Source organism: Desulfobulbus rhabdoformis (genome assembly GCF_016919065.1).
GTDB classification, from domain to species: Bacteria; Desulfobacterota; Desulfobulbia; order Desulfobulbales; family Desulfobulbaceae; genus Desulfobulbus; species Desulfobulbus rhabdoformis.
In genome coordinates this window covers 19,767-33,407 of the sequence record NZ_JAFFQA010000027.1, presented here as the reverse complement: position 1 = coordinate 33,407, position 13,641 = coordinate 19,767, and the positions used below count along the sequence as shown (strand labels likewise).

Below are 13,641 nucleotides of genomic sequence, written 5' to 3'. Positions count from 1 at the left end.
AATTTTGCACAATCCTTGGCCTTGATTGAAAAATCTAATGATTCAAGACACCCTAGAAATGAAAGAAAGATTGAATAGGCCGGTATGGGGGCACCGTTCAGGCTTATTCGTATTCCTCGCGGTATTTACGCACCACATAGAGGGCGATAACGTTGAGAACCAGGGTCACGATAAAAAGCAGCAGGCCCAAAGCAAAGGCAGCCAGGGTTTTGGGGCTGTCGAACTCCTGATCCCCGACCAGGAGGGTGACAATCTGTACGGTCACCGTTGTTACCGCCTGGAGCGGATTAACTGTCATATTGGCTGCCAGGCCAGCCGCCATGACCACGATCATGGTCTCACCGATGGCGCGGGAAACAGCCAGCAGGATAGAGCCGACAATGCCCGGCAGGGCAGCTGGCAGGATAACCAGTTTAATGGTTTCGCTTTTGGTGGCGCCCAGACCATAGGATCCATCGCGCAGTGACTGGGGGACAGCGTTGATAACGTCGTCGGAGAGCGAAGAGACAAAGGGGATGATCATAATGCCCATGACCAACCCGGCGGCCAGGGCAGACTCTGAGGAGACTGAAAGGCCAAAGCTCAGACCGATATCACGAATTAAAGGGGCAACAACCAGGGCAGCGAAAAAGCCGTAGACAACCGTGGGGACACCGGCAAGGATCTCCAGCAGTGGTTTGACCGTCGCCCGAAATTTGGGGCCGGCATACTCGGAGAGATAAATCGCCGACATCAGCCCAAAGGGCACGGCAATGGCCATGGCAATGCCAGAAATGAGAAAGGTTCCGGTGAGCACCGGAATGGCCCCAAAACTTCCCGAGCTTCCCGCCTGGTCAGCACGAATCGCCATCTGAGGGCTCCACTTGAGGCCAAAGAGAAAGTCGGTGAGGGGAACCTGTTGGAAGAAACGAATGGATTCAAAGAGAACCGAGAGCACGATGCCCACGGTGATGAAGATGGCAATGGTTGAGCAGAGTGTCAGCAGAATTTCAACAGCCATTTCCACATGGTTGCGTGCGCGCAGGGTCGGCTTAATGCGGGAATAGGCATAGTAGGCGGTCCCAAGGGCTGTGCTCAAAGCAAGGACAGCCATGGCCATGTTGCCGATGTGCATCATACTTTGGTAACGCTTGGCTGCAAGCTGGAGCACCGGATCGACATTCTGGGAATAGATGGAACCGGAGACCAGGTTGCGCACATCGTTGATCATGAGGTTGAGTTGATCCGGGCTCAGTGCGCCTTTGGCCTCGCGCACGCCGTCCATGACAATGCGGGTTAATATGGGATCAGAAGCACTTTGCCAGGCAACGACAATCACAAGGGCTGGAACCGCGCACCACAGGGCGGTGAGCATTCCGTAGTAACCGGGGCGTGAATGCATTCTGGTGGTGCTGGCCTGACGGGAGAGGGCGAATGCCCGACGTTTTCCCTGCCAGAAGGCCAGGGTCGACAAGGCGAGCACAACAGTAACAAGCATTGATGGTGACATGTGAACTCCGTAAATAATCTGGGTGTGAGGATCACACCAAACTGGAGGCATAACCTAGCTGCCCATTATTAACGGTGTATTCGGTCAGTGTTAGGTTCATGTTAGGATTGTTGCGGCCCTAAGTCCATTATGGTTAATGGAAAAAATTTGCTGCAATCGGGTGAATTCCCTGGCCTGCAGCAACATCAAGGAAGATGATCGCAAACGGTTTCAGCTTGTTATTCGATTCTTTCACCTCAGCTTTGTTGGGAATATGTTCAGTTTTTTTTAAGGTATTTTTTGAAACGTGTGGTGCCCGCATTGCTCAGGCCAGAAGATCTCAGCCTTGTGACTGAGAGGGAACTCGGGAGAAAAACAAAAATAAGGCTCCGATGAATGCTCACGGATTCAGGTTTCAGTCAACGGGCTGCTTTGATACAATAAACCTGAACCTGTGACGGCGGATGGTTTCTGAATAACATATCCTGTTGATAATGTAGATATTTTCAAACTCATTTATTTGCTATTCAGTTTCGCCCGCCGCCCTTTGGGGCATCCAGTAGTATGCCATCTTCGCTGTTCGTAACACGCCGATAAAGTGTACTTTAATCGACATGTCACAAACAGCGAAGCTGACACACCAATGAATGCTCACGGATTCAGGATAACGACAGGTGGCGTTTTGATCTGGCCATCATGTGAAACAATTGACAACCACTCCCACGGAGGGACCATGGGAAAATGTATTGGCGTACTCACAGCCGGCGGAGATAGCCCTGGTTTAAATGCCGCTATTCGCGCCATCGGGAAAAGTGCACAAAGTAATTATAATATGCAGGTGCTCGGATTTCGTGACGGTTTTCGCGGTCTGATGGAGAACCGGACGGTGCACCTTGAAGGGGAAATCCTCTCCGGGATTCTCACTCTGGGAGGAACCATCCTAGGAACCAGTCGGGATAAGCCTCATAAGATGCCGGTTGGTTCCCGAGTCCAGGATATGACCGAGGTCATGATCGATAATTACCACCGCCATAACCTGGAAGCGATTATCTGTATTGGCGGCGGAGGAACACAGAAAAATGCCTACCGCCTGACCAAAGCTGGGGTCAATGTCATCACATTGCCTAAAACCATTGATAACGATGTGGCGGTAACCGATGTTACCTTTGGTTTTGATACGGCGCTCTCGATTGCAACCGATGCCATTGACCGTCTGCATTCCACCGCTCATAGCCACCACCGTATTATCGTGGTTGAGATCATGGGGCATAACACCGGCTGGCTTGGTTTGGGGGCAGGGCTGGCCAGCGGCGCGGATGTTATTTTGATCCCAGAAATTCCCTACGATGTGGATCAGGTGGCCGAGGCTATTCGCCGCCGTCGCCATCGAGGAAAAAATTTCAGCATTGTCGCTGTTTCCGAAGGTGCTCTCTCCAAAAAAGATACCAAGCAGCTTGCCGAACTCAAGGCGAAGAAGCTGGCTGCCAAGGATGAGAAAAAGACGAAAAAGGTCGCTGAAGAGCTGGCCAACTTTCGCTCGAACCGGGTTGGGGGGACTCTCCGGCTTTCAGCAGAGCTTGAGGCTTTGACCGGCTTGGAAAGTAGGGTGACGATTTTAGGCCACCTGCAGCGTGGAGGCACCCCAACAGCTGCGGATCGTATCCTGGCAACCCGCCTGGGGACCGCATGCGCTACCGCTGTTGCCGAGCGCCAGTTTGGTAAGATGGTTGCTGTACGGGGAGAGTCCACCGAGTTGGTGGATCTTGCCGATGTCGTTGGTCAGCGTAAGCTGGTTCCCCTGGATCACCCGTGGATTCAGGCGGCTATTGCCACTGGAGCCTGTTTGGGCAACGAGAAATTAGTCGGTTAAGGGAGGGGAAATTGAATCCGTGACGGCGGATGAGCACTGAAGGGGGCTCACGGGTTCAGGGGAAAAATAAACGGGGTACAGGCTGAAGAGCTGTACCCCGCAAGGATGGTGGTTGCTGCTTTGTCCTGTTAATGGGGATCAGAGGTCGAGCGCACGATTTCCCCTTCAACCAGGTAAATAACTTCCTCTGCGATATTTTTAGCGCGGTCGCCAACCCGTTCCAGATGGCGGGCGATGAGGTAGAGATTCATCATACAGGCTGCCCCCTCCCCACTCGTACCTATCTCGTCCACCACGAGTTTGTAGGCCCTGTTCCTTTCCTGGTCGACCTCGTCATCCATAAGAAAGATCTGCCGAGCCAGACTCGCATCCTCTGTTACCAGGGCATCAAGAGCGGCCTTGACCATCTCAAGGGCTTTGGTTGCCATGGGGCGGTAATCAAAGGAAAAAGTGCAGGAGGCCGGTTTGTTTTTGTTGATCGTGAGCACACGCTTGGCAATATTGACGGCAATATCGGCAATGCGTTCCAGCTCATTGTTTATTTTAATGACCGAGACAATCAAACGCAGGTCGCGGGCCACCGGCTGGTGCAGAGCAAGAATTTTCAAACACTCCTCTTCGACCTGGATTTCCATGTCATCCACTTCCCAGTCAGAGGTCATCAAGACCTGGGCCTCTTTGTCGTCTGCGGAGTCAAGGATGCTGCTGGCCCGCCGCAATCGATCTTCGGCCAGGGTGCCCAGCTCAAGGATCATTTTTTTTAAGTGCTCGATTTCCCTATGGAAATACATATGTCTGCTCACGGTGTCTCCTCCGCATTAGGCGCTTTGAAAGTGAAACAAAAAATCAATATGCTAATTACTTTACCTCCATTTTCGCTGGGTTAAAAACAGGTTAGGATAATGTTAGCGCTTTTCTTTTTTCTTGCAAGCAGGCCGGGGCTGCATAACAGTAGCTTGCAAATTATTTTCGAGGAACAGAGGAGTTCAATGTGAAAAAACCAAGCATACTGGTTGTCGAGGATGACACCGACATCCAACAGCTTGTCAGTTATAATCTGATTAAGGCTGGCTTTAACGTGACCTGCGCAGATACAGGCGAGGAGGCTCTGCAGAAGTTGGGCCGAGAAGCTTTTGATGCCATGGTGCTGGATCTGATGCTGCCGGGAAAGGATGGGCATGAGGTCTGCCGTGTGGTGCGCTCCCAGGAAAATATTAAAGGCCTGCCCATAGTTATGTTAACGGCTAAAAGTGAAGAGGATGATATTGTCAGCGGTTTGGAGTGCGGTGCCGATGATTATGTCACCAAGCCCTTCAGCCCCCGGGTCCTTATTGCCCGGCTTGAGGCCTCCATACGTCGTAAACCTGAGGCAGGAGGCGCACTTGAGGAGGAGGTCGGTTTTATCAGTCGCCATGGTATGGAGATTCATTCCGGACGCCATGAGGTGCGGGTTAACGGGGAGGAGGTGCATCTGACCGCCTCGGAATTCACCATTCTGGAATTGATGGCGGGCCGACCGGGCTGGGTCTTCTCCCGGCAGCAGATTATTGATCAGGTGCGCGGGTACGACTACAGTATTACGCCACGAGCCGTTGATGTACAGATCTTTGGTTTGCGGAAAAAACTTGGTTCTGCCGGAGCATGTATTGAGACCGTCCGTGGAATAGGGTACCGTATTCGCGAGTGAAACCCGAAGAATCTACTGATCAGCGATCACCCGCCGTCACGGATTCAGGTTTAAAGCATAATCTCAAATGTAGAGAGAACCCATGCGAAATGTCCGCCTCTTCTGGCAAATTTTTCCCTCGTCAATTGCCATTATTGTTTTGTGTATGGTGATCACCGGTTGGATGACCATCACCTCCGGGAATAAATTTTTTTATGATCATCTCAAAGAAGATATGTTGGAACGATCCCTTTTGATCGAATCCACCGTCAGCAAAATGAGTCAGGGGAATCCCGAAGTTTTTCAGGAATTTATTCGTCAAAATGGTCGGCGTTCCGGTTCCCGTATAACGGTAATCGATGGCGATGGCGTTGTTTTGGCCGACTCCAATGAAGATTATAAAGTCATGGAAAATCATGGCAAGCGGCCTGAGGTCATGGTGGCGTTGGGGGGGGAGCCAGGTTTTTCCATTCGTTTCAGTCACACGCTGGGAGAGAGTATGCTGTATGGGGCCATTCCCATCGCTCTGGGAGCGGACCAGCATCAGGGCATCCTGCGCATGGCCAAAGCGGTGACCCCCATAGAAAAGGAGACGAGTAGTTATCGCCAGAAAATACTGGGAATCGCCTTTGCTGTTTTGGTTTTGGCTATTCTTCTTTCCCTTTATGCGGCCAGGCGGATCAGTCGCCCTCTGGAGCAGATGAAGCACGGGGCTGAGCAGCTGACCAAGGGCCGGATTGATCAGCTAGTGAAGATTGACAGCGAGCATATGTCCATGGAGATGGCCGGGCTTGCCAATTCGATCAATCAGATGGCCGATCAGATCAACAGACGCGTTCGGGTGATTATTCAGCAGCGCAACGAGCTGGAGGCGGTGTTCTCCAGTATGGCAGATGCAGTGGTGGCTATCGATGCCGAGAAAAATATCATTCGTATGAATCAGGCCGCGGCCAATCTTTTTACACTGCCTTCTGAGGTCGTTAAAGGCAAGGCGGTGCAGGGCGTTATCCGCAATCCCTATATCTTGGAGATGATCGATTTCACCCTGAATAATAACAGTCAGCAGGAGCAGAAGGTCACCCTCTTTAACGGGGCCGAGCCGGTTATGCTGGAGATTCATTCCGTCCCGCTTCGTGATGAGGCCGATAAGAGCATGGGCGCGCTTTTGGTGATGAATGATCTGACGAAACTCAACCGTCTGGAAAATATACGTCAGGATTTTGTTGCCAATGTCAGCCATGAGCTGAAAACACCGATCACGGCCATTAAAGGCTATGTGGAGACATTACTTGATGGAGCGGTTGACGATGAGGATAATGCCCGTCGATTTCTTAATATTGTTATCCGGCAGGCTAATCGCCTTGATGCCATTGTCGATGATCTTCTGATTCTTTCCCGGATCGAAGATCGTGAAGGCAGGGAGGATGTTGAGCTACAGGTTACCGAGGTAGGGCCGCTTCTGGAGAGTGTTCTCCAGACCTGTGCTGTTGGGGCTGATGAAAAGGATATTGTCATTGAGGTGGAGTGCGATGACGAACTCTACGCCCCTATCAATCAACCACTTTTGGAGCAGGCGGTTATCAATTTGCTCAATAACGCCATTGCCTACAGCCCCCACGGTACCCGTATTACCCTGAGTTGCCAGGGGAGTCGTACGGTTGAAGGGGAAAAACTGGTCCATTTCAGCGTCATTGATAATGGTCCTGGTATTGCCAAAGAACATCTGCCGCGTCTGTTTGAGCGGTTTTACCGGTGTGATAGGGCTCGCTCACGGGACCTTGGCGGGACCGGACTGGGACTTGCCATAGTGAAACATATTGCCCATGCCCATGAGGGCACTGTCGAGGTCGAAAGTACCCCGGGGAAGGGCTCGACCTTCACTATCACCCTGCCCCGCGTCGATGCACCTTCCACCCCCACAGCTTCCGAGGCGGTTTAAGGCTCTGGCTTGCTTTCGGGGGGTGTCAATGCCTCCGCCACCACCCTGGCCATTCCGGCCAGGGTGAATGGTTTTTTCAGATAGCCCTGTACACCAAGTCGCATCGCCTCGCGCACCTGTTCGGTTTGCGCAAATCCACTGACAATAATGGCCCGTTGCTGTGGTTTCTGGAGAAGAATCCGTTGGTAGGTTTCAAGCCCATCAATCCCCGGTCGCATGATCATATCCAGAAGGACAAGTTCAAAATCTTCGTCTTGCAGCCGCTCTATGGCTTCCTCACCACTGGTTGCCGTTGTCACCGAATAGCCCAATCCTTCCAGCATAATGCTGGCCAGAACCCGTTGCTCTTCTAAATCATCCACCACCAGTAACCGCTCTCCCCGGCCACAATAGGCCTCCAGCTTGTCCTTGACCTGCCCCGGCTCCTCCTCTCGTGTGGCCGGGAAATAGAGACAAAACTCCGTGCCTTTTCCCACTTCAGAGTGCAGCGTGATGTAGCCCGCGTGATCTTCCACAGTTCCCCAGACTACCGTCATGCCAAGCCCGGTGCCGGATTGGCCAATATTTTTTTTGGAGAAAAACGGTTCAAAAATACGGTCCTGATCTCCTGGAGCAATACCGCTCCCCTGATCGCGTACTGTGAGGACTACATAATCGCCTTCGTTAACCTGGGTATAGCCAGATGGTGGGGCATCCAGGTAACAGTTTGTGGTGCTGATGGTGATCTGGCCACCAGTAGGTTGGGCCTCGGCCGCGTTGGCGATCAGATTCATCACTGTCTTTTGCAGGTGAACACGTGAACCTTTGATCCGTAACAGGTCCGGAGCCAGGTTTGTCTCTATGGTCTGGTTGGGATTTTTTTCCTGAATGCGTGCCCACTCCGGTGCTGTAAGAAAGGAGCGGATAAGGCGGTTGAGGTCAAGTACGACCGGCTGCAGAATGCCACGTCTGGCCAGAGTGAGCAGGTCCTGGACAATCTCGCTCGCCTTGATGCCGGAGTCACGAATCGCCTCGATCGCTCGGCGTTGGGGATTATCCTTGCCCATGGAGGCCAGAAGCATGTCAGGGTAGCCCACAACAGCGGAAAGAACATTGTTCAGATCATGGGCCACGCCACCTGCAAGGACCCCCAATGCTTCCATTTTTCTGCTGCGCACCAGTTGTTCCTGGAGTTCGCTCACCTCGGCTTCTGCCTTTTGTCGCTGGTCAACCATGCAGTTGGCTGTATGCGCGAGTTTTCTGAATTCGCTGAAATGGACCTTCTTCTCATCAATGGGCGCGTTCCCTGTGGCAGCCTGCTCAAAAAAGAGTGTAAATTTTTGGAGGTTAGCCCCAATGCGGCCAACAATCAGGCGGGAGATGATCAAGAGTGCAGAGAAAAGTGTCACGAGCAGTGCTGTAATGACAAAAAGATTGTGCCTGATTTTTTGGTTTAAGGCGTCACGTTTCTCTGCCAGCAGGCTATCGAGTTTATCCAGGTAAACCCCGGAGCCGACAATCCATTGCCAGGCGTCAACGGATCGGGCATAGGCCATTTTTCGGCCAGCTTTTCCGGTGGTGGGGCGGATGGTGCTTTGATAGTTGAGATAGGTGGAGCCGTTTTTTCGGCACTCTTCAATCAGCTGCTGCAGCACTGCAATGCCGTTTACATCGCGAAACGACCATTGGTTCACCCCAATGTTTTCCGCCTTATAATGGGCCAGGGTATTGGCCTGATAGTCGTAGACAAAAATATAGCCATCCTGGCCAAAACGGATGGTGTTGATCCAGGCAAGGGTCTGAGCCTGAATTTCCTGTTCCATATCTTCAATGTACTCACCGGTTCCAATAAACCAGTTGTAGGGGGCAAAGCGGCGGCTATAACCTATTTTTTCGGACATGCGTTTGGTTTCACCGGGTTTGTACCAGTGCCAGCGCAGATAGCCCGCACCTTGATCCACGATAATGTCGTTGAAGCGGCGAATGGTATAGAGCCCTTTACTGTCTTTGAGATCCCAGAGGTTTGTTCCTTCAAGCTGGGGGGAAAAGGGGAGAAGAACATTGGTTCCTCCCAGTTCATAGATGAAATAATATCCCCGGCCTTGTGAAAAACGTAACTCCCGCAGGGCTTCACGGATCATCCCTTGAATTTCTGCGGCTGATTTCTGGGTGTGGTAGCGCTGATAGAGGGCATTGGCCAGACTCCAGGCCTGATCCACCCGTTCTTTGATCTGCAGCTTGAGGGCTGTTTCGGTGGTAGAGCGTTGATAGTCGATATAGGCCGTGACCCGATCGACTTCTTGTTTAATTCGTTTTTTTTGCTCGGCAAGAAAGGAGGCTCGTAGCGCTTGCGATTCAGTTTCAAATTTGGCGTACTCCTGCTGTATCCATATGGATCCCACTGTCCCCACGGTGAATAGGGTCAGACAGAGCAGACTGAGCAGTAATGTGAAACGAAGGCTGTTTTTAGAGCGCATGCAGTCCCAAAATGAAGGTAGAGGGAAAACGCCGAACAGTTGCTAGGAGATCGGATAACTCTGGAGAATTCACTGAGTTTATTAGACGGGAATCAGGGGGCAGGCGTCAAATCATTTTTGGGTTCTCCCCTGTCGGGAAACGAAAAAACGCCTGGAAACGATTAGAATCGCTGGTTTTCGGGCGTTTGCAAGTAAGAACTGTTCCTGTGTTCCTCTCCGATTTAACCCAAATTATCCATGCGTTCAGGTGTCGTCTGGGCTGACCGGCGGTTTAAAGGGTGATCAAGCGTAGCCCGGCTGCAAGCAGGGTGCAAAAGACAGCCGTGTAGTACATCAGCTGATAAGCCCGGGGAATATGAATCAGGGTGATACGGTTGAGTCCCTTGCCGATATAGGGTTTTTCAACCAGTTGACCATGGTAGATGTTGGGGCCACCCATTTCAACCCCTAAGGCGCCGGCAAAGGCTGCCTCTGGGTAGCCAGCGTTGGGGCTGGCGTGGTTTTTCCCTTCCTTCCAGGCTGTACGCAGGGCGGCACGCATGGAGCCCCGAGGGACAAGGCGGCTTAACAGGGCTATACAGACAACCGCAATTCGAGCCGGTATGAAATTAGCTACATCATCAATGCGGGCGGCAATACGGCCAAAGTGCAGATAACGCTCGTTTTTATAGCCCACCATTGAATCAAGGGTGTTGACCATCTTGTAGGCAAGGGCCAGGGGCGCCCCACCCAGAGCTGCAAAAAAGAGCGGCGAGATAACACCGTCCACTGAATTTTCGGCAACCGTCTCTACCGTGGCTCTTGCAATGTCATCGGCCTGGTATTGACTGACATCTCGTCCCACAATCATGGCCACCTGGGAGCGGGCGTTATCAACCTCACCCTCCAGAAGGGATTCATGAATATCCATGGCAGCCTGGGTGAGTGAGCGGGCGGAGAGACAGTAAAAAAGAAGAATCGTTTCGACCACAAAGCCCACCAACAAATTGAACCCATAGGCAAGAGAAACAAGAGTAAAACTTACACCCCAACAACCAAGGATGAGGGTGGCGGCAAAGACGCCTCCTGCAACCTGCTCATTTGCAAACCAACGCCGGAACAGGGGCTCGAAAAGCTCAATGGCCTTGCCCATCCAGCGGATCGGATGGGGGAGCCAGCGCGGATCTCCGAGCAGAGTGTCCAGGATAAAGGCCGCAGGAAGAGCCAACCAGGGCAGCAGATGGGGAAGTTCCATTAATTAATCCTCCGTGGGTGAGACAGCGGCAAGCAGGTGACGGCAGACCTGTTCATTGGTGGCCGCATCTTTGAGGGCAATGCGAATAAATTGATCATCCAGACCGTGAAAATTGGCACAGTTGCGAATTAAAAATCGCTGCTCTCCAATCTTGGTACAGACCTCCGTTGCGGTATGTGGAGTATCCAGCTGCAGGAGATAATACGAGGTCAGGCTCGGAAAGATGGTGAGAGGTGCATGGGCCAGGCGTTGTTGAAAGAGCGCTCCTTCCTGGGATAGATAGTCTCGGGTTCTGGTGATAAAGGTCTGCACCTCTTCAAGGTGATCACCGAGAAAGAGGACCGCCTCCTGGGCCAGGCTATTGACACACCAGGGTTGCATGTACTGACGGAACCGGTCGACCACCCCCTGATTGGCCACCAGGAACCCGGCCCGCAGGCCAGGCATACCAAAAATTTTGGACACCGACCAAAGCACGATCACATTGTCAAGCTCCGTGGTCGTCATGGAGGCAGCCTGTGCGAGCGGTGCAAAGGGCAGGTAGGATTCATCAATGATGAAACGGACCTGGGGATGGGCAAGGCACAGTTCTCTCAAGGTTCTATGATCAATCAATTGGCCGGTAGGGTTGTTGGGATTACAGAGAAAAACCGTATCCACCTGGGCAAGAGCTTGATGTAATTCGTTCAGGTTCGGAAGAAAGTTGTCCCCAGGACGGGTGATAAAGTACTGCGGTTCGATGCCGTGCACCCGGCAGCCATCAGTGTAATCGGCATAGGTCGGACCGACAATGAGCACCTGTTTGGAGGCAAGAGCCGCGCAGGCGGTGTAGATAAACTGGGTGGTGCCGCCGCCTGCAAGCACCCGCTCCGGGGCTACGTCAAGGAGCCTGGCAATGGCACGGGTAGCTGCACGACCATCAACCTCAGGCAGGGATTGGATACGGTGCAACTGCTGGGTAATGTGTTCAATTAAACCCGGCATTGAGCCTAAAGGGTTGATGTTGCTGCTCATATCGGTGATGTCTTCAGCCGGGCACCCCAGCTTCTGTGCAAGGGCAAAGACGTTGCCACCATGTCCTTCAATCATTACTGCCTCGTTTTCCTGGTCATTTACAAAGCGGGGCAAACAGCCTGCGACTCGTGCTGCAGGTTTTTGTTTCCCCTGGTGAGAACACCGAATTTGAATTAGCGCAACCTCTCTTGCAGCTCTTGAGGAAGCAGGCGAATGATGCCTTCAATATCAAGGTGCTTGGCGGTGTGCTCGGCGAGTTGCTCATAGGCCTGATCCCGTGCGGCGGGTCCGTGCTGCGTATCCACGTGCACCTGAGAAAGGCCGATGGCGTTGAGCCAGTGCTGGGTAATCTCGGGCGCGTCAAAAAGGCCGTGCATGTAGGTCCCCACGACATACCCATCCTCACTGCGGCAACCATCAAAATCGTTGCAGTCAATCCCGTTGCGTCGGTCAACAGTCATGAGGCTCTGCTCTTTGGGAGGATCGGTGCGGCCCATGTGAATTTCGTAGCCGCGTCCGCAAATCCCTTGCCAACGAAAATCAGTCAGCGTCGTTGTCTTGGGGGCCTTGAGTACCGTTTCCACAGGCAACAGTCCCAAGCCTTTGGTTGAGCCCGCTGTACCCTCGATGCCATCGGGATCGCGCACCCAGGTGCCAAGCATCTGGTAGCCACCACAGATACCCAGAATATGACCACCTTCAGCCCGGTATCGCATGAGACGATCTTTCCAGCCACTCTCCACCAGCCATTGGAGATCGGAGCAGGTGGACTTGGATCCCGGAAGGATGACCGCTGCAAGACCGTTGAGGTCCTGTGGCTGTTGCAGGTAGGCGAGGTTGCACCCTGGAAGTTCACTGAGCGGATCAAAATCCGTGAAGTTTGAAATATGCGGTAGGCGCAGCACGCCAATGGTGGGATCACTTGCAGAGCCAGGAGTGAAACGGGGCGAATTTTCTATAACCACAGCATCTTCTGCTTCGATGCGAAAATGTTTAAACCAGGGCAGCACGCCAAAGACCGGCTTGCCTGTCCGTTCTTCAATCCAGTCGATTCCATTTTTAAACAGGGCAATATCGCCACGAAAGCGGTTGATGACAAAGCCGCTGATCAGTTGTTGCTGCTCTGGTGACACGCAGGCCAGGGTGCCCACAACCTGGGCAAAAACTCCGCCTCTGTCGATATCTGCCACCAGGATAACCGGTGCTTCAGCCTTAGCGGCCATGCGCAGATTGACTATGTCGTTGGCCATCAGATTGACCTCGGCACAGGATCCGGCCCCTTCCATGATAATCAGGTCGTTTTCACTGCGCAGACGCTCAAGGGCGGCAATGCTCTCCCCAAAAAGAAAATCCTTTTTGGTGTAGTAATCCTGCGATGAAGCGTCGATCCAGGCCGCGCCATTGAGGACCACCTGTGAGCCCACATCGCTGACCGGTTTCAACAAAACCGGGTTCATATCGCAGTGGGGAGGAATGCGGGCAGCCTCGGCCTGAACAATTTGGGCTCGTCCCATCTCCAACCCCTCAGGGGTGACCCCGGAGTTATTGGACATGTTTTGAGCCTTGTACGGGGCAACTTTCAGGCCGTAATTGGCAAAGATTCGGCAAAGCGCCGTGGTGACAATGCTTTTGCCCACATCGGAGCCGGTTCCGAAGACGGCCAGGCAGGCTGCTTTTTGTGACATGGTTCCTCCTCTTCCGGCCTCCGGGCCAGATGAAGTCGGTGTAGATTCTCGCTGAATGAGAGGCCTGAACATCGATGCGTTGTCAAAAGTGCATCATCCAAGGTGCTTTGAGAAAAGGGGACAACGAAAGTGGCGCTCAGGGCCTGGTGGAAATTTCCTCAATCTGCGGGGCGGGCCAGGGAAGAAAGGTTCATCAATCTTCACAGATTCAGGAGTAATTGTGGAGTAATAGAGAATCAGAGCGCAACAGTCAACAGCTTTCTCTTTTTCTCCATCCCCCTGCAAAAAGGCTGGCACCCCTGTTGGTAC

General features: G+C 52.7%; 9 protein-coding genes. 3 read left to right on the top strand and 6 right to left on the bottom strand.

Translation table 11 applies throughout. The features are described from left to right. Positions 1–103: 103 nt before the first annotated feature. Positions 104–1,489: a phosphate ABC transporter permease subunit PstC gene (gene pstC, locus JWJ90_RS14440; protein WP_205227940.1), complete on the bottom strand. Its 1,386-nt coding sequence runs from the start codon at positions 1,487–1,489 to the stop codon at positions 104–106. A 712-nt stretch (positions 1,490–2,201) separates the two neighbouring features. Here pstC and JWJ90_RS14435 point away from each other — a divergent pair. Beyond that, complete coding sequence (locus JWJ90_RS14435) at positions 2,202–3,338, top strand: ATP-dependent 6-phosphofructokinase (protein WP_205227939.1); 1,137 nt, start codon at positions 2,202–2,204, stop codon at positions 3,336–3,338. Between the two features lie 128 nt (positions 3,339–3,466). On the opposite strand, the gene phoU is transcribed toward JWJ90_RS14435, so the two are convergent. After that, positions 3,467–4,141 (bottom strand): phosphate signaling complex protein PhoU, encoded by a 675-nt coding sequence (gene phoU / locus JWJ90_RS14430; RefSeq protein WP_205227938.1) that lies wholly within the window; start codon positions 4,139–4,141, stop codon positions 3,467–3,469. Between the two features lie 188 nt (positions 4,142–4,329). Here phoU and JWJ90_RS14425 point away from each other — a divergent pair, with 188 nt between their 5' ends. Further along, positions 4,330–5,025 (top strand): response regulator, encoded by a 696-nt coding sequence (locus JWJ90_RS14425; RefSeq protein WP_205227937.1) that lies wholly within the window; start codon positions 4,330–4,332, stop codon positions 5,023–5,025. An 82-nt stretch (positions 5,026–5,107) separates the two neighbouring features. Further along, positions 5,108–6,943 (top strand): HAMP domain-containing sensor histidine kinase, encoded by a 1,836-nt coding sequence (locus JWJ90_RS14420; protein ID WP_205227936.1) that lies wholly within the window; start codon positions 5,108–5,110, stop codon positions 6,941–6,943. Here the strand turns inward: JWJ90_RS14420 and JWJ90_RS14415 are convergent. The 4 genes from JWJ90_RS14415 to JWJ90_RS14400 all read right to left on the bottom strand — a co-directional run bounded on the left by JWJ90_RS14415 (position 6,940) and on the right by JWJ90_RS14400 (position 13,332). Further along, the gene (locus JWJ90_RS14415; RefSeq protein ID WP_205227935.1) at positions 6,940–9,399 is read right to left on the bottom strand and encodes a cache domain-containing protein; all 2,460 of its coding nucleotides are present in this window, start codon (positions 9,397–9,399) and stop codon (positions 6,940–6,942) included. The genes JWJ90_RS14420 and JWJ90_RS14415 overlap by 4 nt on opposite strands. Before the next feature lie 271 nt (positions 9,400–9,670). Next, positions 9,671–10,633: an adenosylcobinamide-phosphate synthase CbiB gene (gene cbiB / locus JWJ90_RS14410; RefSeq protein WP_205227934.1), complete on the bottom strand. Its 963-nt coding sequence runs from the start codon at positions 10,631–10,633 to the stop codon at positions 9,671–9,673. Between the two features lie 3 nt (positions 10,634–10,636). Beyond that, positions 10,637–11,722, bottom strand: a complete 1,086-nt coding sequence (locus JWJ90_RS14405) for an aminotransferase class I/II-fold pyridoxal phosphate-dependent enzyme (RefSeq protein WP_205227933.1) — start codon at positions 11,720–11,722, stop codon at positions 10,637–10,639. Between the two features lie 98 nt (positions 11,723–11,820). Next, positions 11,821–13,332 (bottom strand): cobyric acid synthase, encoded by a 1,512-nt coding sequence (locus JWJ90_RS14400; RefSeq protein ID WP_205227932.1) that lies wholly within the window; start codon positions 13,330–13,332, stop codon positions 11,821–11,823. Positions 13,333–13,641 lie beyond the last annotated feature (309 nt).